This is a genomic window from Gordonia gummivorans, assembly GCF_022513585.1.
GTDB lineage: Bacteria > Actinomycetota > Actinomycetes > Mycobacteriales > Mycobacteriaceae > Gordonia.
In genome coordinates this window covers 23,723-47,156 of sequence record NZ_JAKWBF010000039.1, presented here as the reverse complement: position 1 = coordinate 47,156, position 23,434 = coordinate 23,723, and the positions used below count along the sequence as shown (strand labels likewise).

Below are 23,434 nucleotides of genomic sequence, written 5' to 3'. Positions count from 1 at the left end.
GTATAAGTGCGTCGTCCGAACGCCATATGCACTGTTCAGGCGCTGTCAGTCGGATGTCGGACACCGGCAGAGATCGGCTGTTTCGGCGGATAACGTGGCCCCATGCAGTTCGACGGTTTGCATGCGGTCGCGGACTACGCGGCGTTGTATGCCGTGCTCCGTCAGGGCGCCCTCCGGTCCCATCTCGAAGGGCAGCTCGGCGACTATCAGACGCATGCGGACGTCGCCGGTCACTCCTTGTCGTTCACGGCTGCCGACGGCAGCGAGATTCGTTCGGCGACAACCCTGGTGGCCGTGCTCGACCCCGACGAGATCACCTGGGGTTGGGCCCACCCGTTCGGCGACCCGAGCGGGCTGGCCGCGGCCATGCGCGACACCGGCAACCGCTACGGCATCGCCGACCTGGTCTCGCCCCGAGTGGGCTTGCCGGCTCACCTGGCCCCGGCCGAGGTCAACGCCTACCTGAGCGAGACCGCGGAGATCGTCGCCGCGGCAGCGGTGCACAGCACCGGCCACAGCCCGTATCACTCCGCGGACATCGGCGGGGGCGCGCGGGCGGTGCTCCTCCTCGACGACATCGCACTCCCGGAACCCACCTTCGCCGACTTCGCGACGACGATGCCGGGCGTGCTGAACACACTCGCGGTCAACGACCATCGCGTCGCCATTCACGGTGTGGCCGCCCGGTTGGGTTGGCACATTGCCTGGGCGTCTGGCGAGGACAGCACGCGTTCACCCACCTGCGACATCACCGACGGAATCTCTACTGCCCATATCGATTTCGATCGCAAGGGCCGTCCGCGCAGTTACCGGTGCAGCCTCGGCGCCGCGGCCGGCTGATTCTCCACGGCATCTCACCGCCGCCTTCACCAAACGCACCCCCTTGCTTGATCCATACCCCCATGGGTATATTCGGCATCGTTCTGACATACCCATGGGGGTATCCGATACGGCTGGCGGCAAGGAGCCCACGTGACGACGCAAGAGAAGTCCCCACCGCAGTCCCCGTCCGAGGCGGACCCCGGCCCACTGGGCCGGCTCGGCGCCTGGACCGCCACGCATCGCAGATGGGTGTTCGGCACCTGGGCACTGCTCGTGATCGGCCTCGGCATCGCCGCGCCCAGCGTCTTCGGGTCGCTCGCGGGAGCGGGATGGCAGGCCAACGACTCGGAATCGGTGGCTGTGCGCAACCTGGCTCAGGAACACTTCGGCGGCAACTCGTCGGCAGCCGTCCAGGTGGTCATCCACTCCGACAGCAGCCAGATATCGAGTCCAGAAGTTGCCCGCCTGATCGACGAGATCAAGCGAATTGCGCATTCCGACAACCGATTCGGCGAGGTCGTCACGCCGCAGCCGGGCATGACGATCAGCCGCGACGGCCACACCGGCGTGGTGATCATCGGCGCGAACGCCGACACCGACGCCATGGTCCGCGCCGTCGACGACCACAAGGACGAGCTGGCCTCGTTGTCCGGCAACGGAATCGCGGTGTATCCGACCGGCGCGTCGGCACTGTGGAGCGACTTCAACAAGGCCAATCACGACGCGATGATCAAGGCGGAAATGGTGTCGTGGCCCATCACGCTGGCGATCATGATCGTGGCGTTCGGCTCGCTCGTCGCGGCGGGTCTGCCATTGCTGCTGACGATCGCAGGCCTGGTCGCATCCGCAGGCGGACTCGTGCTGCTCAACATGGCGACGCCGATCTCGGTGTGGGCGATGAACTTTGCGATGATGTTCGCGCTGGCGCTGGGCATCGACTACGCGCTGTTCATGGTCTCGCGCTTCCGCGCCGCAATGATCCTGCACGACAGCGGACGACGGGCGATCACCGAAACGATGGACACCGCAGGCAAAGCCGTACTGCTGTCCGGACTGACGGTGCTCGTCAGCCTGTCGGCCGTGCTACTCGTCCCGGCGCCGGCAGTACGCACCATGGCCGTCGGGATCATGCTGGCCGTCGTCTTCGTGCTGGCCGCGACCATGACCCTGCTGCCCGCCGTGCTGAGCGCATTGGGGCCCAAGGTCAATGCCGGTCGTCTGCCGTGGACCAAGCAGCAGGAGCACCACTCGACGTTCTTCGCGTCGTGGGGCCGTCTGCTGCATCGCCATCCCTGGCCGTTCGCGATCGGAGCACTCGTCATCCTGCTCACGCTGGCCGCACCCGTGCTGGGACTCAAGGTCGCCATGCCGTCGATCGCCGTGCTGCCCGAGGATGCGCCGGTGCGTCAGGGCTACGCAGTCGTCGCCGAAGCGATGGGTCCGGGCGCCCCCGGAGCACTGCAGATCGTGACCACCAGGGCGGATGCCGACGCAGCGGCGGCCGCAGCGGCCAACTCACCGGGAATCGCCATGGTCACACCCCCGATCCCGTCGGCAGATGGAACGGATCATGTTCTTCTCCAAGCCATTCCGGCCATCGACCCATCGGCTGCCCAGATCGAGGAGGTGATCACGACGCTGCGCGATCGACTACCGGCCGGTGCACTGGTCGGCGGTGCAGCCGCCGAGAACGTCGACTTGCAGCAGGCACTGGACACCTGGTTCCCGATCATCGTCGCCGTCATCCTGACACTCGGTTTCCTGCTTCTGCTGGTGGCCCTGCGCGCACCGGCGATCGCGCTGATCGGCACGCTGGTGAGCCTGCTGTCGACGGGCGCGGCCTTTGGGGTCGCGAAGCTGATCTTCCAGGATGGTCATGGCGCAAGCCTTCTCGGATTCGAGCCACAGGGGTTCCTCGATGGTTGGGGCCCGGTGTTCTTCTTCGCGATGATCTTTGCGATCGCCATGGACTACACGGTGTTCCTGCTGGCCACCGCGAAGGAGCACTACGAACGCTCGGGTGATCCGCACGCTGCCCAGATCGACGGCCTCGCCTACTCGGGACGAATCATCTTCGCGGCGGCGGCGGTCATGGTGGCGGTGTTCTTCACCTTCGCCCTGGCCGACCCGCTGCCACCCAAGGAGATGGGCATCATCCTCGGTGTCGCGGTGCTGCTCGACGCGACACTGGTCCGCCTGGTGCTGCTGCCGGCATTGCTGCGCCTGTCCGGGCACGGCGCGTGGTGGACTCCTCGATGGCTGGATCGAGTGCTCCCGAAGATCACCTTCCAGCACTGAGCAGATACCCCATAGGGTATAATGAGAAGCCAGAAATGCGCCGAAGAGAGGAGTCGTCATGGTCGGCGACGAAGAATCGATCACCGTCGTGCTCAACAGACTTCGTCGAGCACACGGTCAACTGGCCGGTGTGATCTCGATGATCGAGCAGGGCCGTGACTGCAAGGACGTCGTGACCCAGCTCGCCGCAGTGTCGCGCGCTCTCGACCGCGCCGGATTCAAGATCGTCGCCACCGGCCTACGCCAGTGCCTCACCGGCGAGAACGCCGACAACTCCGAACCCATGACCACCGAGGAACTCGAAAAGCTGTTCCTGGCCCTCGCCTGAGGACCGGCTCGAAGAGAAAGGAAGATCATGCAACTGGGCATCCGCACCACACTGCACACCACCTTCGACGACGCCGTCGCCAAGACCCGAGAAGCGCTGAGCGAACAGGGTTTCGGCGTGTTGACCGAGATCGACGTCCAGGCAACGCTGAAGAAGAAGCTCGACGAGGACATGGAGCGGTTCCTGATACTGGGCGCGTGCAACCCGCACTTCGCACACCAGGCACTCGGACTCGAACGCCAGATCGGACTGTTGTTGCCATGCAACGTCGTTGTTCGCGACGACACCGAGAACGAGGGCTCCGTCATCGTCGAGGCGATGAATCCCGACATCATGGTCGCCGTCGCCGACGTGCCCGGCCTGCCCGAGGTCGCCGCCGGTGCGGCAGAACTCATCCGGGCCGCGATCGCGTCTCTGGAAGATGCCAAGGCCGAGGCCTGAGAAGCGATGAACGCCAACACCTCTCCGAATACACCGACGCAGATCGAATGCTACGTCGACCCGGTGTGTCCCTTCGCATGGGCGACGTCGCGCTGGCTGGCCATGGCGACCGCCGCGCGACCGGATGTCGCGGTGACGTGGCGTCAGATGAGCCTGGCGGTACTCAACGAAGGCCGGGAACTCGATGGGGCCCACGCGGCTCGCATCGAGGCATCGCGGCGGGCCGGTCGACTGTTCGCCGCGGCGATCGGCCCCGACGAGTCGATAGGTGACCTCTACATGGCACTGGGCCGACGCATCCACACCGATCCCGCAAGGTCGGCGGAAGTGTTACCTCGAGCAGTGGCGGCCGGGGCGCTGGCCGAGTGTGGACTCGACACCTCACTTGCCCAGGCGTTGGACGACCCGTCCTTCGACGACGAAGTGCGCCGCCGGCACGACGAGAGCCAGCAGGCACTCGGCACCACGGGCGGGAGCCCGATCACGGTCGTCGGTTCGCATGCGTTCTTCGGCCCGGTCCTCACGTCGATACCCGACGACGCCGAATCGGTTCGGCTGCTCGACGCGCTCCTCACCGTCGCCTCCACGCCGGCGTTCTCACAGTTGGAGCGACCCCGCAGCGGGCCGCCGAACCTCGTCGAGAAGGGGGCGGCCTGACATGTGCCATGCGGTGCGGTGCCGCCGATGCGGCAAAACCACGTGGTCGGGCTGCGGACGGCATGTCGCGCAGGTCAAGGCCGCGGTTCCGGCCGGCCAGTGGTGCGCGGGCCACGACGACGAGCCGGGCGGTGGACGAGGACTGTTCCGACGTCGGTGGTGACAGCGTCGGAGCAAGATCGGTCACACTCGCGCGTGGCGCACCACGTTGGTTTCGCGAAACCGACGTCGACGCCAGTACGCTGTTGACTCGATGGCTCGTCTGACCCCGAATCCCGCACCCGAACGTGATCTCGTTCGGGTGCGTCGTCGTACCGTCCTCGCTGCGGGTCTCGGATCGGCCGCCTTGGGGCTTGCGGCCTGCGCCGGACAAGCGAAGACCCCCGAGGTCGAGCCGCGGAAACTCGAGTCGCGGGCCGCCGACGACGAACTGCCCGCCGAGACCACCCCACCGCAGATCGCGACCGGGCCGCCGCTGATCACCGGGACCTTCCCGTCGGCAAAGATGCGCCGCGACACGCGCTGGGCCGTGGTTCGCCCCGACGGCGTGTCGGGACGGATGCCGGTTGTCGTCGTCCTGCATGCACTGAACACCAACGAGAAGTCGATCTTCTCGTCGAAGCTGGAGATCCAGTCGGTCCTGCAGCGCTACGTGGATGCCGGCAACCCACCGTTCGCGATCGCGGCAGCCGACGCGGGGCGCAACTACTATCACCGGCGCGCCGACGGCACCGACGGCGCCGCGATGGTGCTCGACGAGTTCATCCCGATGCTGGCGAACAATCGCGAACTGAACGTCTCCACCGAGCGCATCGGCCTGTTCGGCTGGTCGATGGGCGGGTATGGCGCGCTGCGGCTCGCGTCGCTGCTGGGTGCGCCACGTGTCGCCGCTGTCGCGGTCAGCTCTCCCGCACTCTGGGCCGACCCACGCAACTTTCCGCCCCGAGCCTTCGACGGCCTGGCCGACTACCAGGCCAACTCACTGTTCGGCACCCAGGACGCCTTCGCGAAGATCCCGCTGATGATCTCGGTCGGGTCGAGCGATCAGTTCTTCACCTACACGCGCCAGTGGGCCGCCGGATTGCACCCGCCCGCCGCGTTCGGGACCTCTGCCGGCGGTCACACCAACCGCTACTGGCGCAGCGTGCTCCCCGACCAGGTGGAGTTCCTGGGCCGCAATCTCGCGAGCTGACCTCGCCGACGCCGTCGGAAATCTGTACGCCTCAGACCCGCCGTGTGCACTGTGCACGCGGGTCGGCTCCCAGGTACAGCTTTCGGACCCGTCAGATGCTGATCTTGCCTTCCAGGGCGTTGCGACCGATGTCGGTGCGGAAATGCGAGCCGGGCAACTTGATCCCGGCGAGCCGTTCGTACGCCTGCGCGCGGGCCTCGGCGAGGTCGGCACCCGTTCCGACGACGGCCAGCACCCGGCCGCCCGACGACACGACCGCACCGTCGGCGTTGCGTGCGGTTCCCGCGTGCAGGACGCCCTCCGCGTCGGAGCCGGTGATCACGTCGCCGGTCCGGGGTTTGCCCGGGTAGTTCTCGGCCGCCAGAACAACGGTCACCGCCGCACCGTCCGCCCATTCCAGAGGCGGCAAGGCGTCCAGTGTTCCGGTGGCGGTGGCGTTCAACGCTTGTCCCAACGGGGATTTCAGCAGTGCGAGCACCGCTTGGGTCTCCGGATCGCCGAAGCGGCAGTTGAATTCGACGACCGACGGGCCGTCTTTGCCGATGGCGAGTCCCGCATAGAGCAGGCCGGAGAACGGGGCCCCGCGTCGAACAAGTTCTGCCGCAACAGGTTTCACCACGTCATCGACGATCTGTCGGGTCACATCGTCGGGCAGCCACGGCAGCGGTGTGTAGGCGCCCATCCCGCCGGTGTTGGGTCCGGAATCGTTGTCGCCCACCCGTTTGTGGTCCTGCGCCGGGATCAGCGGGACCACCGTCTCACCGTCGACCAACGAGAACAGCGACACCTCCGGGCCGTCGAGGAAGCTCTCCAGCAGCACCGGGTGGCCGCTCTCCAGGCATTCCGCGGCGTGATCGCGCGCAGCGGCCCGATCGGTGGTGACCACCACGCCCTTGCCGGCCGCGAGCCCGTCGTCCTTGACGACCCAGGTGGGACCGAAACGGTCGAGGGCAGCGTCGAGATGCGCAGGGTTGTCGACGACTTCGCTGTGAGCGGTCGCCACGCCCGCCGCGGCCATCACGTCCTTGGCGAACGCCTTGGAACCCTCGATCTGGGCGGCCTGCGCGCCGGGACCGAAGGTGGCGAACCCGGCCTCGCGCAGCGCATCGGCCACGCCCAGGACCAGTGGAACCTCGGGACCGATGACGACGAGATCGGCGTCGACCTTGCGGGCCAGGGCCACCACGGAATCGCTCGACGCGACGTCGACGTCGTGGTTGGTCGCCAGCGCCGTCGTGCCCGCGTTACCGGGTGCGACGTGCAGGTCGGTCACCGACGAGTCCTTGGCGAGTCCGATGAGCAGGGCATGTTCGCGGCCGCCCGAGCCGATCACGAGTACGCGCACGCCGTTGACTCTAGTGGTGTGTGTCTAGGACATCGTGTCGAGGACCGCGGCGAGCGCTCTCTCCCGTCGGGGCACCCCCGCGATCTCGTCGACGATCACCATCATCACCGGGGCGAGAGCCGCCACCGCGACCGCGAGGATCACCGACGCGCCGGCCGCGCACATCCACGTCGCCACACCCAGCACGACGATGACACCGGTAGCGAGGAACAGGCTGAGCGGATCAAACGGCAACAGGTAGTCGTACATGGCGATCACGCCCAGGCAGTAGATGCCGAGCGGGACCGCCACCGACGCGACCACCACACCGCCGCCCACGTGCGCCTCGTGCTCGATGTAGAGGGCTGCGACATGCAGACCGGCCCCGACCGCAGCGGCCGCCATGAAGATGACGATGTGGCCGTAGCCCCACCAGAAGCTCTTGTTCCGATGGGCGTGGAGCGCATCCCCGACCGGGACGGTGAAGTAGATCCACCACATCGCGAAGGTCACGGTCATCGACGACAGACCGAGCACGGCAGTGTCGAGCGACCATCCGTGTGTCTCGATGAGTGCGCCGAGCACGGCGACGGTCCCCACCACGCCTTCGCCGAGGGTGATGATCGTCAGGAGCGAATAGCGCTCCGCGATGTGGTGCGGGTGCCATGGGGTGCCGCCCGACGAACGCGTCTCGCCGACAAACGGTCCCAGCAGTTCGATGCCGACACAGATGGCCATGCCGACGAGCGTCGGGATGAGCGACATGTTGATCAGGAGGACTGCCACCCAACCGAATTGGGCCAGCAGCGTCATGGCCGCATAGATGAGGCACGCGCCGCGATACTCCGGACTCTGCGCTGCCGCCCGCAGCCACTGGGCCACCATGCCGACGCGCATCAGGATGTAGCCGAGCACCAGCACCCGGTTGTCGACGTGCTCGTGGCCGCCCAGCGAGGAGAACACGTCGGGGATGCCGAGGGCGATCACCGCCACACCGATCATCTGCACGAGCGTGACGATGCGGAAGAACCAGTCGTCGGTGTCGAAGGCAGAGGCGAACCAGGCGAAGTTGATCCACGCCCAGATCGCGGCGAACGTGCACAGCAGGTAGCCGATGACGCCGGTCTGGTAGTGGCCCTCGGCCAGTTGATGGGCCAACTGGGTACCGGCCACCGAGAACGCGACCACGAACACGAGGTCGTAGAACAGCTCCAGGTTGGTGGCGGCGCGATCCTCCTCGTGCGGATCTCGACCACTCATTCTGTTCAGGCGGTGACCCATCGACGGGACGCTCGGCAAGGCAGACATGCGCCGAACTCTAGGCGATCCTCTGGCCCAAGAGGGAAGCCGTCACCTCCTGGTCGCCGACCGTCTCGGCGCTCATCGGGCGCGAGTGAGTGGTTGTCGGTCATCGACGGAGGGAAGAGTTGGAGGTTTGGGCGCCCACAAAAGTAGGGGAAGAAACTTCATCCCCTACCCTTGGAGTCCTCCCCCAGAAAATTCTCGCGGACGACTACGAACCCCGGGGACGAGGTTCGTCCCCTGGATTTTGCGGCAGGACGCTGGCGCATTTCCGCAGGTCATCGGGGTCGGTCACCCAATTCTTCGGATCGGCACCACCTGCAGGGAGCATCAGGCCTTCGGGGCCGTCAGGTCGTAGACCGTCACGCCGTCGATGGTGGTGGACGAGAAGTTCTCGGTGACCCAGGTGGCGATCTGCGACGACGGTCGAGCAGTATCCGACCCACCCGGACCGAATCCTCGACCACCCGCGATGAAGAAGTGGATCTTCTTCTCCGCGACCAGTTTCTGGAACTGCTCGAGTGTCGGCGAGGGATCGGTGCCGTTGAAACCGCCGATCGGCATCACCGAGTAGCCGGTTTCCAGCTGGTAGCCCGACGCCTCGTTGGAGCCGACGGCCGCGGCCATCCACGTGAAATCGCTTGCGTCACGGGTCAGGTGGTCGATCATCGCGGCACTCGGCTTGGACCCGTTCAGCAACCCGCCCGGACCACCGGGACCGCCTGGGTAGCGTGCCATGCCAGGGCCCTGCTGGCCTGGCCCCTGCGCGCCGGGACCCTGATTGGGCATGCCGCCGGGGCCGCGCCATCCGCCACGATTGCCACGCATACCCGGTCCGCCGCGGCCACCCGGGCCGAACTCACCGTCGACCCGTGGGCCGGCGCTGATGATCGAGCCCTGCTTGGCCGTCGCAACCGTGTCGACGGTGTAGGCGAGCGGACCGGCGAGACCGGCCAGCACCGCCAGGGTCGCGGCAAGTGCACCGAGGTATTCGCGATCGGCCGCGATCATCAGACCGCCCGCGACAATCCCGACGATGATCACGAGGAACCGCAGCCAGGGCACGAAGTCCGGCGATCGGCCGAGTAGGACGAATCCCCAGATCGCAGCGATCCAGATCGACGCGGCGAGCACCAGGCGCACCCAGAGCCGTTCTCGCTGTTGCCAACACACCGCCGCACCGCCCGCGACCACTGCGGCCACCGCAGGCGCCAGCGCGGCGGTGTAGTAGCTGTGGAAGATGCCGGCCATGTAGCTGAACACGACCATCGTGATCAGGAGCCACAATCCCCATACGACGAGGTAGGCGCGACGGAGATCCGTGCGTGAACGGCGTCCGATCAGTACCAGCGCGGCGATGCCGAGGACGAGTCCAGTGGGGATGAGCCAGGCGATCTGGCCGCCCTGTGCGGGTTCGAACATGCGGAAGAATCCGGTCTCACCCCACATACCGCCGCGTCCTCTGGGTCCGCCGGGACCGCCCTGACCGAAGTACGCAGCTGGGCCGCCCATTCCGGCGTCGCCCCCGCGGCCGCCCGGCATGACACTGCCGGTCTCATTGCCGTTGAGACGACCGAAGCCGTTGTAGCCCAGTGTCAATTCGAGAATCGAGTTGTTCTGCGAGCCACCGATCCACGGCCGCGACGACGCCGGCCACAGTTCGACGGCGAGAATCCACCAGCCCGCGCTGACGATCATCGCACCCAGCGCCGCGAACAGCTCACCGAGTCGTCGGAGCCAGCCGCGGGGACCGAAGGCCAGATAGGTGATCGCCAGCGGCGGAACGATCAGCATCACTTGCAATTGCTTTGTCAGAAAGCCGAATCCGACGAATACGCCGACCAGGATGAGCCAACGAATCCTGCCGGATTCCACCGCCTTGAGGCAGGCCCAGACCGCGGCGATCATCAGCAGCAGGAGCAACGCCTCGGGGTTGTTGAACCGAAACATCATGGCCGACACCGGAACCAGCGCGAGTACCAGACCCGCGAGGATACCGACCCAGTGTCCGAAGTATTTGCGGGTGATCCAGTAGAGCAGCGCCACCGCGGCGACGCCCATCAACACCTGCGGCACCAGGATAGACCACGAGTTGAGCCCGAAGATCCGCACCGACAGACCCGGAATCCACAGCGAGGCAGGTGGTTTGTCGACCGTGATGGAGTTCGCCATGTCCGACGACCCGAAGAACCACGCCTTCCACGACTGCGATCCCGCTTGGATCGCGGCGGAGTAGAAGGAGTTGGCCCAGCCGTTGATCGACAGATTCCACAGGTAGAGGACGGCCGTACCGACCAGGAGTGCGGCCAGCGACAGCCGCTGCCACAGAACGCTGTCGGCAACACGGCCGACGGCCGCCGGACCCGCGGGTGCGGAGTCCGACGGCCGGTCGGTGTCGAGAGTGGCGGTCACTGGGCAGCCCGCGCAGTTGCCGGGGACAGGTGTGAACGGAAGACCCAGCGCAGTCCGACGAAGCGGGTCATCGTCGCCACCAGATTGGCCACCACGAGCACCAGCAGTTCGATGTGCTTGGTCGCGTCGGGCACAAAATAGTGCAGTGCCACAAGCGATCCTGCGGTCACGATCCATCCGAACAGGAACACGCCGAGGCCGAACATCTGGTGCCGTATCGCGTCCTTGCGTCCGCGCACACCGAAGCTGAAGCGGCGGTTGGCGGCGGTGTTGAGGACCGCGGTGACGGCGAGCGCCACGAAGTTCGACACCTGCGCACCCAGGAACGAGTGGAGCAGCAAGTAGAGCACCGCGTAGGCGACGGTCGAGGCCACGCCGACCACGCAGAAGCGCAGCAGCTGGCCGACCATGCCGGTCGGGACGCCCGCGAGGTCGGGGCCGGGTCCGCGGTCGCGACCGATGGCGGCGCGCAGGTCGGCGATCGGCAGTCGTCCCGCGGCCAGCGCGTAACCCACACGGGCGCAACCCTTGAGGTCAGCTACAGCGGTGGACACGATGTCGACGGTGCTGTCCGGGTCGTCGACCCAGTCGACGGGCACCTCGGCGATCCGCAGCCCGATGCGCTCGGCGAGCACCAGCAGTTCGGTGTCGAAGAACCAGCCGGTGTCCTCGACGTAGGGCAGCAGTTCGCGTGCGATGTCGGTGCGCATCGCCTTGAATCCGCACTGGGCGTCGGAGAACTTGGCGCGCATCGTGGTTCGCAGGATCAGGTTGTAGGAGCGGGAGATGAACTCGCGCTTGGGTCCGCGGACAACGCGGGAAGTCCGGGCCAGCCGGGTGCCGATCGCGATGTCGGAGTGGCGCGAGATGAGCGGCGCGATCAGCGGCATCAGTGCGTTCAGGTCGGTCGACAGGTCGACGTCGCAGTAGGCGACGATCTCGGCGTCACTGCCCCGCCACACCGAGTTGAGCGCGCGCCCGCGGCCCTTCTCGTCGAGGTGGACCACACGCAGCCCGTCGATCTCCTCGGTGAGCGCCGCGGCGATCGCCAGCGTCGCGTCGGTGCTCGCGTTGTCGGCGACCGTGATGCGGGCGGTGTACGGGACGTGGGTCCGGAGATGCTCGGCGAGGCGTCGTACCGAATCGGCGACGTCGGCTTCCTCGTTGTAGACCGGAACCACGATGTCGAGGGTCGGGAACTGCAACGAACTGTCGGCCACGATCGTCGTTGGCGAAGCCGTTCGCGGGAGTGCTTCTGCTGTCATGGTCACCACTTTCGACCCCTAGGCTTCGCCCACTCTGCGCCGAACCTGCCAGCTTGCTGTGAGCGATTCGCGCAGTTGTCCACAGATCGTCGGCGGGAGATGGATTGCCGGTGGCGCTGTCGGTGAGGGCCGTTAGATTGGGCTCCATGACCTCAGCGACCGGAACCCTCACCGCCGCGCAGCGTCAGGCCGCCGACCGGGTGATCACCAGCCTCGCCGGACCCGACGCTGCCCTGCGGGAGGACCAGCTGCGTGCGGTCACGGCGCTCGCCGGCCCCGCCGAAGGTGCGGTGGGTCCGCGGGTCCTCGTCGTGCAGGCCACCGGCTGGGGCAAGTCGGCGGTGTACTGGTCGGCGACCGCGGTCATACGTGCCGGCGGCGGCGGTCCAACGCTGATCGTGTCGCCGCTGCTGTCGCTCATGCGCGATCAGGTGGCCGCGGCCGAGCGTGGCGGGTTGTCGGCGGCCACCCTGAACTCGTCGAACTTCGGTGAGTGGTCGGAAGTGGAGACCCAACTACTGGCCGGTGACCTCGACGTCCTGCTCGTCTCGCCGGAGCGGCTGGCCAACCCCGGATTCGGGCGTCGGGTCCTCGACGCGTTGGCCGGCAACCTGGGTCTGCTGGTGATCGACGAGGCACATGCGGTGTCGGACTGGGGTCACGATTTCCGACCGGACTATCGGCGCGTCGCCGATGTGCTGCGCACCCTCAACCCAGGAACACCGGTCTTGGCCACCACCGCCACCGCCAATCAGCGCGTCACCGACGACGTCGCCGCCCAACTCGGCGACCAGACCCTGGTGCTGCGCGGTTCCCTGGCACGTAAGTCCTTGCACCTCAACGTGATCGACGGAATGTCGCCGATCGCCCGCTACGGTTGGGTGGCACAGCACATCGACACCCTGCCCGGTTCGGGAATCGTGTACGTGCTGACGGTCGCCGACGCCGACCGCCTCGTCACGGCCATCAAGGCCGTCCACGGCCCGGAATATCCCGTTGCGGCGTACAGCGGAAAGCTCGACGGCGATCGCCGCCATCAGCTCGAGGACGCACTCCTGCGCAACGAGGTGAAGGCCCTTGTCGCCACGTCGGCGCTCGGGATGGGCTACGACAAACCCGACCTCGGCTTCGTCGTGCATGTCGGCTCACCGCCGTCGCCGGTGTCGTACTACCAGCAGGTGGGCCGTGCCGGCCGCGCCCTCGACGACGCGGTGGTCATGCTCCTGGCCTCGCGCACCGACGACCGGATCTGGGACCACTTCGCCACCGCCACCATCCCGGAACCCACCCGCATGCACGGGATTCTGGATGCGCTGGGTGAGTCCGACGAACCGATGTCGGTACCCGCGCTCGAGGCGGTCACCGGGTACCGGCGCACCCGCGTCGAACTCATGCTCAAGCAGCTCGCGGTCGACGGCGCGGTCGACCGGACCACTGACGGGTGGCGCACCACCGGCGAACCGTGGGAGTTCGACGCCCCGCACTACGACGGCATCATCGCCGTCCGACGCCGCGAGGCCGACATCATGCGCGCCTACATCACCGGCGACGACTGCCTGATGCGCCTGCTGATCGCCTCGCTCGACGATCCCGAGGCCACGGCGTGCGGCCGCTGCTCTGTGTGCCGGGGCGAGCTGACCTCACCACTGACCGCCGACGTCGCCACCGAGACCCTGCGCGCGGTCACCGGCGCGCTGCGATCGTCGGCTCTGGAGCTGGAACCGCGCAAGATGTGGCCCGGCGGGGCGTTCGGAACGCGCGGTCGAATCAGCGCGGACCTGGCCGCCGAGCCCGGTCGGGTGCTCGCCCACGCCGACGCTCCCGAGTGGGCGGACCTGCTGGCGGCCGCCCGATCCGGCGACGAGGCAGCACTGGCCGAACTCGGCGATGTCGCGGTCGCGACGCTGTCGTCGTGGGTGCGCCAGGGTGGCATCCGGCCCGATCTGATCCTGTCGCTGCGACTGACCGGCACGACGCTCGCGGAGAAGATCGCCGCGCATCTCCGCGAGGTGGGTCGTCGGGGCGGCGGCGTCATGCCGGTGGGCCCTGGTGACCCGCCCACCGATACGGCCGGAGCCGTCGAGGCCGCGCACTGGCGCGACCGGATCGGTGAGCCGCCACCCGAGGTGACCGGACGCGCGGTGCTGCTGGTGGTCGATGCGACGTCGAGCGGCTGGGCCATCACTCTCGCCGCGGCGGCGCTGCGACGAGCGGGAGCAAGCGCGGTGTCACCGTTGCTGATTCACCGAACTGTGTGATTCACAGTCCCGCATTACAGGAGCCCCTTCAAGTAGGTCGCGATGATTGCCTCGACCGAAGTTCCTCCACCGACGATCGTTCGTTGAAAGACAAGCGCGTCGAGGAGTGAGACGACTTCGTCGGCCTGAGCGTCATCGACCGTCTGACCGCGCGCCGCCAACGCGCTTACGACCACCCGTCGGCCCACCGACTGCACCTCGGAATCGCCCAACAGTTGCCCGCGCAGGGCATCGTCGTCGACCTCGAGTATCAACGCCAACCGCGCCTTCATATCGGAGTGTCGAGAGGTGAGCGAATCGACGAGGTCGCCAAGCGCGCGCGCCAACTCCTCTACGCTCACCTCCTGCGAGTCCTCGAACCGCGCATCGAGGAAGCTGGCCAATCGAGTGGCGTCGGCCAGAGTTCGTTCGGCGAGCGCACCAACGACGACTTCGAGGAGGGCACGTCGCGTTCTCGCATGGTATGAGGTCGAGCCTTGAGGTATCCCAGCTTCTCTGTCCACCGCGCGGTGCGTCAAAGCGCGCACGCCGTCGCGGGCGATGATCTCGATAGCGCTATCTGCGATGAGCGTTCGTCGTGCGGCGGCACCAGATCGTGTGGACACCCCCAAATACTACAGGTGTAGTGTCTCACGCAGAGAACACTACATCTGTAGCGATAGTCAGGAGTGGCAATGGGCATCGATTTCGTACCCGATCGAAATCTCTATCCGTTCACCTCGCGATGGTTCGCGTCGTCGGCGGGCTCAGTCCACTACATCGATGAGGGTGTCGGACCGACGATCCTGTTCTGTCACGGATCTCCGACATGGAGCTTCTTGTACCGACATGTCGTGACGAGACTGCGCGACAGATTTCGGTGCGTGGCCGTTGATCATCTCGGGTTTGGTCGTTCCGAGCGGCCCGATAACTTCGGGTACACCATCTCCGAGTTGACGAGAGTTCTCGGCGAGGTCGTCGACCACCTGGACCTGGAAGGTTACGTACTGATGGGCCACGACTGGGGCGGCCCGATCGGTCTTGGCGCCGCCACTGCCCGGGCGGATCGCGTGCGTGGAATTGTGCTGGCCAACACCGCTTTCTGGCCGATCACCGCCCTGCCGAACAGAGCGTTCAGCGTCGTCATGTCGAGCGATCCGGCGCGCCGACGAATTCTCGAGAACAACCTGCTCGTCGAGAGGTTTCTCCTCGGCGAACTCGGTTCCACACTGACGTCCGCCGAGGCCGATCAGTACCGTTTCGCGCAGCCCGTCGGCGCACGAGAAGCGCTCGCCGTGATGCCGCGAGAGATTCGAGCGGCCGGCCCGCTGCTTCATCAACTCGAACGCACGGTCCCTGAAACGCTCGGCGACAAGCCCGCTCTCGCGCTGTGGGGCATGCGCGACATGGTGTTTCGCCCGTCGTCGTGCCTACCGCGCGTTCGCGCCGCCTTCCGCGATATCGAGGTCGTCGAGTTGTCGGGCGCACGACACTTTGTGACAGAGTCCGCACCTGAGCCGATTGCAGAAGCGATCGAGCGTCGGTTCGTCTGAGCGTGTCAGTGCTCCGGCACGTACTCCCCGTGCCCGCGACTGCGCAGCGCCTTGCGGATCTTCTCCGCGGCCTCGTCGAGGGATTCGGGACTTGCGTTCTTGTCGGCATTGGCGAGGTCGAAGATCTCCATGCTGAGCGCGGGGAACACATGGAGGTGGACGTGGGGCACCTCGAGTCCGGCGATCAGCAAGCCCATTCGCGGCGCGTCGAACGCCTGCCGGACCGCGCGGCCCACGGTTTGCGCGACGTCGGCGAGATGGGTGAAGGCCGCCGTGTCCAGCAGGTCCCAGTGGTCCACCTCTTTACGCGGAACAATGAGCACGTGCCCCGGCGTCACCGGCTCGATGGTCAGGAATGCGACGGCCTGGCCGTCCTTCCACACGAAACGTCCGGGTAGTTCGCCGTTGATGATCATGCTGAAGACGGTTGCCATGGGAGACAGTCTAGAACCGCCGCATCGTCGAACCGGCCTGTCCGCAAGAGGTTGTCGGGGGTCCATGAGATTCTTTCCCTGTGAGTCGGCCAGAGTTCACGCGTCGGGGGGTCACCCGCGCCGGACGGGATATGAGTTCGAGCGACGTCGTCGCGCGTGCTCAGCGGTTTCCGCGTCTGCGCTACATGGGGTCCAAGTACCGGCTGCTCGCCCATCTCGAGCGCACCTTCGCCGACATCGGCGGCGCGACGGCGGTCGACGCGTTCTCCGGATCCGGGGTGGTGTCCTATCTCCTCAAAGCGCAGGGGTTCGAGGTGGTCAGCAACGACTTCCTCAACTTCCCGCACCTGATCACCCGTGCGACCGTGGCCAATTCGAGCGTCCGTCTCGAACCGGAACTCGTCGAGGAGATCTGCGGGCCGCCCGCCGACGACCGCGACTTCATCTCGACCACCTTCGACGGCCTGTATTTCACGCCGGCCGACCGCGCCTTTCTCGATTCGGCGTGGTCGCACATCGATCGTTTGCGCGGCTATCGCCGTGATCTCGCCATCTCGGCTCTGATCCTGTCGGCGGCCCGCAAACAACCGCGAGGCGTCTTCACCTTCACCGACTCGACACGCTACGGCGACGGTCGGCGCGATCTCACGATGAGCCTGCGCGACCACTTCCGCCTGCGGGCCGCGGAGGAATACAACTCGACGGTGTTCAGCAACGGCCGCAGCAGCCGCAGTGTCTGTGGGGACATTTTCGACCTCGACACGGGGTGGTCGGAGCCACCGGATCTCGTCTACCTCGATCCGCCCTACGCGCCACCGACCGACGACAACGACTACATCAAGCGCTACCACTTTCTCGAGGGGCTGTCCGCATACTGGCAGGGCATGAGCATCATGGAGAACACCAAGACCAAGAAGCTCCACAAGCGCTACACGCCGTTCGCCTACAAACGCACCATCGAAGACGCACTCACCCGCACCTTCGAGCATTTCGAGGATGCGGGGGCGATCGTGCTGTCCTACTCGTCGAATGCCCTGCCCGGCGCCGACCGCATCGTCGACCTGCTCGGCAAGGTGAAACCGTCGGTCGAGGTGATCGCCATCGACCACAAGTACAGTTTCGGCACACACGCGTCGGCCACTCGACGCGACGTCAGCGAATACCTGTTCATCGGACGGGACTGACCGGCAGCCGACATGAGTGACGCGGGCGACTTTGCCGACTACCTGAACTCGTTGGGCCGGTTGACATCTCATGTCGACCCGACGACGTCGACCCCGGAGGCGGAGCGGATCGCGGTGGCCGTCGACCGCCTGGGCGGCCTGCTCGACGCGGATGCGACCGGACTGGCCGCGTGGGTGCGGGACAACCCCGCCGACGTCCCGGTCCTCGGACTCGCCGTCGGGCTGTCGCAGGAGAAGCTCAAGAACGCGCTGCGTGACCGCTTCGACACGACGGGATGGTACGGGCTCGCACGCACACAACCGGTGGAGCTGGTGTCGTGGCTCGACGCCGAGTTCGACCTGGTGCGAACGCTGCGCGCCCAGATGTCGAAGACCTACACCTTCGCCGACATCCTCGTCGCGCGAGCAGGCAGTCGGGTCACGGCGACCCGGGCCGGCGCGTCGGGCCGACGGATCGAAGACGAGATCGAAGACATTGCACGCGATCTGGGACTCGACTACGTCACCCGGTCGCGGTTCACCGGGCGCAACGGTCGTACCGCGCCGGCGGATCTGATCATCGGAGATCCCGATTCCGCCGACATCGTCGTCGCAGCAAAGGGATTCGATTCCACTGGCAGTAAACTCACCGACGCCGTACGCGAGATCGAGGAGATGGCCGAAGTTCGTCTGCCCAAACAACTCGTTCTCGCCGTGATCGACGGGATCGGTTGGAAGTCAAGGCAATCCGACCTTCGTCGCATCCACCAGCTGTGGGCCGACCGGCAGATCGACGGCATGTACACCCTCGTCGGACTCGACCGCTTCCGAGCCGACGTCACCGAGTTCGCCCAACTGCGTCGACTCATCTGAGCCCACCACTCCCTGAGCTGACGTGCGAGCGAAAGTCCCCTTCCGCTCCCTGAGGTGATCGAGGCGCTGGCCGAGATCCTCAAAGGGCTTGGTGCGACGACAATTTCACCTCGCCAGGGGCTTCGAGGCTCGCAGGCTCGCACCTCAGCCATCGGTAGGGCTCGACCTCGACGAGCACCTCAGGGAGCGGAGGAGGGGCGGTGTGAGTTGTTCGGTTCACTCGCTTGATGTGCTTCCACGAATCCAGACTGAGGGCCGCCCACGATCCGGTCAGTCGTCGAGGCGAGGTAGGCGAACCCAGAAGGTGGCACCGGCACCGGGAACCGAGTCGACGCCAACACGCCCGCCATGCGCGTCGACAAGTGCGGCGACGATCGAGAGTCCGAGCCCACTGCCGCCGCCTTCCCCACGTGAGCGGGAACTGTCGCCGCGGTAGAACCGCTCGAAGACGTGGCCCGTCTCGTCGGCGCTCAGACCCTGGCCGGTGTCGGCGACGCGCAACACGACGTCGTCGCCGTCCACTGCGACGCCGACCGTGATCGATGCGTCGTCGGGGGTGTGCACCACCGCATTGTTGACGAGGTTGCGCACCACCTGGACGAGTCGCGGGGCGTCACCGAGCACCATGGGTGGCGCGTCGGACACGTCCACCTGCATTCGGATGTCGCGGTTCGGCGCCGCCACTCGCGCGGCTTGCACAGCGTCGGCGGCCAGTGCAAGACAGTCGACCGGATGGGCGTCGAGTGGTCGCTGCGCGTCGAGGCGCGCGAGCACCAAAAGATCCTGCACGAGCAGCGTCATGCGGCCGGCCTCATCGTCGATGCGCCGCATGGCGTCTGTCGCGTCGGGCACACCGCCCTGTCGGTACAGTTCGGCGAATCCCTTGATCGAGGTGAGGGGTGTGCGCAGTTCATGACTCGCGTCGGCCACGAATCTGCGCATCTTCTCCTCCGACGCGCGGGCCTGCTGTTCGGAAGCCGCGGTGGCGGCGAAGGCATGCTGGATCTGGCCGAGCATCGTGTTCAGCGACGCCGACAGGCTGCCCACCTCGGTGTTGGACGCGGCAGGCGGCACCCGCATGTTCAGGTTCCCGGCCGCGATGGCGTGCGCCGTCTCCTCGACCCGGCGCAGCGGACGCAGACTCGAGCGAACCAGCAGATAACTGGCCACACCCAGGACCACGACGACGACCGCCCCGATCGCCAGCTGTAGGCCAACGAGCCTGGAGATGGTCGCATCAACGTCGGACAGCGGTATCGCAACGATGGATTCGCCGTACGGATTGGTGTGTTTGATCAGCCGCCATTCCGGACCGTCACCGTCGGCCGAATCGACCGTGATGGGTCCGACGTTGCCGTCCGGCAGGCCGTTCAGTTGCGGCTCGTCGTTGAAGTCGTTGCTGGACAAGATATCTCCGTCGGGCGTCGTGGAGACCACGAAGTACGGAGATGGTGGACGACGCGGACCGGGCGGCGGTCCCGGTGTCGGATTACCCTCGCGGTTGCGAGGTTTGGCCCAGGTGTTGACGGCGTTCTGCAAACCGGTGTCGGTGCGGTCGATGAGATCTTGCTTCATCGCGGATGTGACGGCGACACCGGAGGCGAGAAGACCGAGAACAACGAGTACGAGCATCAGCCCGACCAACGAGAAACGCAGCGGAACACCATGTTTGGGCACCCGCCGAGCCGCAATGGCATCCAGCGGGGCGGGCGACGCCGCCGACGATCCGGCCATCAGTCGCGCGGCTCGCGCATGACGTATCCGACGCCGCGCAGCGTGTGGATCAGTCGTTTGTCGCCGGTGTCGAGTTTGCGGCGCAGGTAGGACACGTAGGACTCGACCACGTTGACCTCACCACCGAAGTCGTAGTTCCAGACATGGTCGAGGATGCGCGGCTTGGACAACACCGTGCCCGCATTCACCATGAAATACCGCAACAGGGTGAACTCCGTCGGCGACAGCGCAACGAGCTTGCCCGCCTTGAACACCTCGTGGGTTTCGTCATCGAGTTCGATGTCGGCGAAGGTGATTCGCGACGCCTGCTTCTCGGTGGCGTCGAACCCGCTGCGGCGCAACAGTACCTGCAGCCGCGCGACGACCTCTTCGAGACTGAACGGTTTGGTCACGTAGTCGTCGCCGCCGATGGTCAGCCCGTTGATCTTGTCCTCGACCGAGTCGCGGGCCGACAGGAACAGGGCGGGCGCGGCAATTCCATCCGCACGGAGACGACGCAGGAGGCCGAAGCCGTCCATGCCGGGCATCATCACGTCGAGGATGAGGGCGTCGGGTTTGAAGGTGCGGCACCGGTCGATCGCGGCGGGACCGTTCTCGGCAGTCTCGACCTCGTAGCCCTGGAACTTCAGCGAGACCGACAGCAGCTGCCGAATGTTCTCCTCGTCGTCGACCACGAGGATCTTGGCGCCCTTGCCTGCATGCTGCTCACTACCCGGTTCACTCACATCCATCACACTCCCCCATGAGCCTGCCACTGCCCTGGCGACACTCTGGCAGAACCCTGTGAATGTTGACCTGCGACGATGCAGTCGCTGGAGTCAGGTGCCGTACAGTCGCGCGACGTCGGGTGAGTCGAGCCAGCCCGAGTAGGTGGGCCGTTGCGGCCAGCCGTCGGGCGAATCCTGCCATTCCTCCTGGCGGCCCCACGGCAGGACGTCGATCAGCGCGAAACTGTGGCTGAGCTGCTCGGTCCCGCGGCCGGAGGTGTGCCAGGTGCGGTAGACGGTGTCGCCGTCCCGGAGGAACACGTTGACTGCGAAGCCCTCACCCGGCGCGGCATCGACGTCGGACCCGAACGGGCTGTCGGCCGACGAGTACCAGTCCATCTGGTTCCCGACCTTGCGCTTGTACGCCAACGCCTCATCGATCGGACCGCCCGTCACGATGACGAACCGGGCGTCGTAGTTGTCGAGGAAGTCGAGTCGCGTGAATTGTGAGGTGAATCCGGTGCAGCCGCCGCATTGGAATTCGGCACCGTCCGACCACATGTGGTTGTAGACGATGAGCTGCGAACGACCGTCGAAGACGTCGGCGAGCCGCACCGGACCATCGGCGCCGACGAGCGTGTAGTCGGGCATCTCGACCATCGGCATCTTGCGTCGTTGCGCTGCGATCGCGTCCAGCTCGCGGGTCGCGGCCTTCTCGCGGGCACGTAACTCGGCCAGCTGCGCGGCCCAGGTCTCCTGGTCGACGACCTCGGGTATTCCGTCAGACATGTCGGGTCCTCTCGATGAGTGGTTTCCGGTCCCATTCCCATATGTCGACCAGGCCCAAGCGCCCAACTCATCGCTTGCGCATGAAAGGCGCCGGATAACCGGGTTTCGGCCGGACCTCGCCGAGCCAGGTCGCGAGTTCGTCCGCGCGCTCACGCAGGGCGCGTCGGGCGTGTGCCGGCAGTTTCTCGAGGAGATGCACCTCGACCGCGCCGTCCGGGTTCTGCGACCACCCGCCCACGATCCGACCGTCCCACCAGGCGGTCTGGCCGCCATTGCCGTTGGTGTCGAAGACGTGCGCGGCATGGTCGCCGACGTAGAAGTCCCGCTTCTTGTGGCCCATGGTGGTCGGGTCGAGTTCCGGGAGCAGCAGCGCGCACGGCTCGACGGGGTGGTCGGGGTCAAGGTCGTCGGCGTGGACGTATCCGACGCGACCGCCGTCGAGATCGACGGTCACCACATCGAGGTCGGCAAGCGCGGCGCGCACCGCGGTCTTGGTGGACCCGAGCCACCACACCAGGTCGGTCTCGGTTCCCGGACCGAACGCGCGCAACCAACGGTCGATCATCGCGCGATGCCCTTGTGCCGGGTCGACAGGCTCCAAGGGCGCGCCGAGCCATCGGGACATGAGGACCCACGACGGTCTGGACAGGTGCCAGCCGGCCGCGTTGGGACCGCGCACGATCTCGCCGGCGGCACTCATCATGTTGAGCACTCGCGGACCCATCGGAGCCCGGCCCGCCCATTTCGTGCCCGCGCCGTGAACGATGTAGCCATCCAGCTCGGAGCGCCGCTCGCGGAGTTGGGTCGACGTGAGTGCCGGTTCCGTCCCGAGCTCGTCGAGCACCGCCGCTCGCGCCTTGTCGATCCAGCCGTCGGGATCGTCGTAGTGGTCGGGACCGTCCGGGCTGTCGCTGCGGCGGAGGTCGCGCAACATGTTGGTGCGCTCCGACGCGGTCACCCGTGGCCCGACAGCACCGATGGCGTCGGCCAGCGTCGACCGGCTGAAGACGAACAGAGTCCGCCGCATTGCGAGCTGCTTGACGAGGACTCGATCGGTATAGAGGGCCGCGGTCATGTCGTCCGGATCGAAGTCGGGGATGCGCGCCCACGCCGACAGGTAGACGGTCGACGGTGTGGTCGCGTGTAGCCCGACTATCGCGTCCGCGGCGTCGACCACCCCGCCCGCCGGGTTCTCCGCGGCGAGTCGGTGCCGACGCATGAGCCGGGTTCGACGCTCGGCGTCGTCGATGTGCGGTCGGGACGTCACGGCTGACGCGCACCGAGCGCGGCGACGGCGTCGACCTCCACCACCTGACCGTCGTAGGGCAGCACGGTCACCCCCACGATCATGGCGGGTGGCACATCACCACCGAAGGCCTCGACGACGGCGTTCCACGCGACGGCGAGGTCGGCTTGCAGATGCTCGGCGACATAGACGGTGAGTTTCGCGATGTCGGCGAATCCGGCACCCCGCTCGGTGAGAACGGCGTCCAGATTCGACAGACACCGACGGGTCTGGGCGACCACGTCCCCGGGTGAATCGATCGCTGCTTCTGGCAAGGAAAGGTCGAACGGAGAGATCCCGGCGGTGAAGAGAAGCGGTCCCGCGTCGACCGTCGCGCTGTACGGGAACCCACCGTCGGGAAGTGCGGCCGATGCGTGCCTGCGGACCCGGCCTACCGATGCGGATTCGGGCGACTCGGAATTCATGCCTCGAGACTAGTGTCGTGCGGCAGGCGGGTGGTCCGGGACCGGGCCGACCCCCATCGGCTCCGGCCCCGGTACCCCCATTGCGGATGCGGTCGACGTGCGACACACAACCCCCGACAGGCGGTGCAAGCACCTCCGTGTGTCGTCCGTTCGTCCGTCCTCCGCAGCGCCTCCCCCGACGCGCTCCATAAGC

Annotated in this window: 21 protein-coding genes; 10 read left to right on the top strand and 11 right to left on the bottom strand. The window is 66.6% G+C overall.

The features are described 5' to 3' along the window. Positions 1-102: 102 nt before the first annotated feature. The 6 genes from MKW15_RS21805 (at position 103) to MKW15_RS21780 (ending at position 5,738) form a co-directional block, all read left to right on the top strand. A complete protein-coding gene (locus MKW15_RS21805) occupies positions 103-840 on the top strand; it encodes a DUF6882 domain-containing protein (RefSeq protein ID WP_240862035.1) in 738 nt (245 codons plus the stop codon). Between the two features lie 132 nt (positions 841-972). Further along, the gene (locus MKW15_RS21800) at positions 973-3,120 is read left to right on the top strand and encodes an MMPL family transporter (RefSeq protein ID WP_240862033.1); all 2,148 of its coding nucleotides are present in this window, start codon (positions 973-975) and stop codon (positions 3,118-3,120) included. A 58-nt stretch (positions 3,121-3,178) separates the two neighbouring features. Next, positions 3,179-3,448, top strand: coding sequence for a metal-sensitive transcriptional regulator (locus tag MKW15_RS21795; protein WP_240862031.1), 270 nt, complete (start codon positions 3,179-3,181; stop codon positions 3,446-3,448). 27 nt (positions 3,449-3,475) lie between these two features. Continuing rightward, a complete protein-coding gene (locus MKW15_RS21790; protein WP_240862029.1) occupies positions 3,476-3,889 on the top strand; it encodes a DUF302 domain-containing protein in 414 nt (137 codons plus the stop codon). Between the two features lie 6 nt (positions 3,890-3,895). After that, entirely contained in the window at positions 3,896-4,546 is a 651-nt protein-coding gene (locus tag MKW15_RS21785; RefSeq protein WP_240862027.1) for a mycothiol-dependent nitroreductase Rv2466c family protein, read from the top strand. Positions 4,547-4,799: 253 nt separating this feature from the next. Next, the gene (locus MKW15_RS21780) at positions 4,800-5,738 is read left to right on the top strand and encodes an alpha/beta hydrolase (RefSeq protein ID WP_240862025.1); all 939 of its coding nucleotides are present in this window, start codon (positions 4,800-4,802) and stop codon (positions 5,736-5,738) included. A gap of 91 nt (positions 5,739-5,829) precedes the next feature. On the opposite strand, the gene purD is transcribed toward MKW15_RS21780, so the two are convergent. The 4 genes from purD to MKW15_RS21760 form a co-directional block, all read right to left on the bottom strand. Next, positions 5,830-7,083, bottom strand: coding sequence for a phosphoribosylamine--glycine ligase (gene purD / locus MKW15_RS21775; RefSeq protein WP_240862023.1), 1,254 nt, complete (start codon positions 7,081-7,083; stop codon positions 5,830-5,832). 24 nt (positions 7,084-7,107) lie between these two features. Continuing rightward, entirely contained in the window at positions 7,108-8,370 is a 1,263-nt protein-coding gene (locus MKW15_RS21770; protein ID WP_374247857.1) for a low temperature requirement protein A, read from the bottom strand. A 324-nt stretch (positions 8,371-8,694) separates the two neighbouring features. Beyond that, positions 8,695-10,776, bottom strand: coding sequence for an ArnT family glycosyltransferase (locus MKW15_RS21765; RefSeq protein WP_240862022.1), 2,082 nt, complete (start codon positions 10,774-10,776; stop codon positions 8,695-8,697). Then, entirely contained in the window at positions 10,773-12,041 is a 1,269-nt protein-coding gene (locus MKW15_RS21760) for a glycosyltransferase (RefSeq protein WP_240862021.1), read from the bottom strand. Before MKW15_RS21760 ends, MKW15_RS21765 begins: the two co-directional genes overlap by 4 nt. A gap of 146 nt (positions 12,042-12,187) precedes the next feature. Between MKW15_RS21760 and MKW15_RS21755 the strand changes: the two genes are divergently transcribed. After that, positions 12,188-14,299 (top strand): RecQ family ATP-dependent DNA helicase, encoded by a 2,112-nt coding sequence (locus MKW15_RS21755; protein ID WP_240862019.1) that lies wholly within the window; start codon positions 12,188-12,190, stop codon positions 14,297-14,299. Positions 14,300-14,313: 14 nt separating this feature from the next. On the opposite strand, the gene MKW15_RS21750 is transcribed toward MKW15_RS21755, so the two are convergent. Then, positions 14,314-14,904, bottom strand: a complete 591-nt coding sequence (locus MKW15_RS21750) for a TetR/AcrR family transcriptional regulator (RefSeq protein ID WP_240862017.1) — start codon at positions 14,902-14,904, stop codon at positions 14,314-14,316. Positions 14,905-14,973: 69 nt separating this feature from the next. Here MKW15_RS21750 and MKW15_RS21745 point away from each other — a divergent pair, with 69 nt between their 5' ends. Beyond that, positions 14,974-15,831 carry an alpha/beta fold hydrolase gene (locus MKW15_RS21745; RefSeq protein WP_240862016.1) on the top strand — a complete coding sequence of 286 codons (858 nt, stop codon included), beginning with the start codon at positions 14,974-14,976 and terminating at the stop codon, positions 15,829-15,831. Between the two features lie 5 nt (positions 15,832-15,836). On the opposite strand, the gene MKW15_RS21740 is transcribed toward MKW15_RS21745, so the two are convergent. Then, on the bottom strand, positions 15,837-16,265 hold the full coding sequence (locus MKW15_RS21740; RefSeq protein WP_240862014.1) for an HIT family protein: 429 nt from the start codon (positions 16,263-16,265) through the stop codon (positions 15,837-15,839). Between the two features lie 131 nt (positions 16,266-16,396). On the opposite strand from MKW15_RS21740, the gene MKW15_RS21735 reads away from it, so the two are divergent. Continuing rightward, positions 16,397-17,449: a DNA adenine methylase gene (locus tag MKW15_RS21735; protein ID WP_240862012.1), complete on the top strand. Its 1,053-nt coding sequence runs from the start codon at positions 16,397-16,399 to the stop codon at positions 17,447-17,449. Positions 17,450-17,461: 12 nt separating this feature from the next. Beyond that, positions 17,462-18,301 carry a hypothetical protein gene (locus tag MKW15_RS21730; protein ID WP_240862010.1) on the top strand — a complete coding sequence of 280 codons (840 nt, stop codon included), beginning with the start codon at positions 17,462-17,464 and terminating at the stop codon, positions 18,299-18,301. 270 nt (positions 18,302-18,571) lie between these two features. Here the strand turns inward: MKW15_RS21730 and MKW15_RS21725 are convergent, their stop codons facing one another. The 5 genes from MKW15_RS21725 to MKW15_RS21705 all read right to left on the bottom strand — a co-directional run bounded on the left by MKW15_RS21725 (position 18,572) and on the right by MKW15_RS21705 (position 23,241). Next, on the bottom strand, positions 18,572-20,035 hold the full coding sequence (locus tag MKW15_RS21725) for a sensor histidine kinase (protein ID WP_240862008.1): 1,464 nt from the start codon (positions 20,033-20,035) through the stop codon (positions 18,572-18,574). Beyond that, positions 20,035-20,760: a response regulator transcription factor gene (locus tag MKW15_RS21720; protein WP_374247849.1), complete on the bottom strand. Its 726-nt coding sequence runs from the start codon at positions 20,758-20,760 to the stop codon at positions 20,035-20,037. The genes MKW15_RS21725 and MKW15_RS21720 overlap by 1 nt, the downstream gene beginning before the upstream one ends. Before the next feature lie 93 nt (positions 20,761-20,853). Then, positions 20,854-21,531: a DUF899 domain-containing protein gene (locus MKW15_RS21715; protein WP_240862002.1), complete on the bottom strand. Its 678-nt coding sequence runs from the start codon at positions 21,529-21,531 to the stop codon at positions 20,854-20,856. Positions 21,532-21,598: 67 nt separating this feature from the next. Then, positions 21,599-22,750 carry a winged helix DNA-binding domain-containing protein gene (locus MKW15_RS21710; protein WP_276615247.1) on the bottom strand — a complete coding sequence of 384 codons (1,152 nt, stop codon included), beginning with the start codon at positions 22,748-22,750 and terminating at the stop codon, positions 21,599-21,601. A gap of 44 nt (positions 22,751-22,794) precedes the next feature. Further along, positions 22,795-23,241 carry a RidA family protein gene (locus tag MKW15_RS21705; RefSeq protein WP_240861998.1) on the bottom strand — a complete coding sequence of 149 codons (447 nt, stop codon included), beginning with the start codon at positions 23,239-23,241 and terminating at the stop codon, positions 22,795-22,797. Positions 23,242-23,434: the final 193 nt, after the last annotated feature.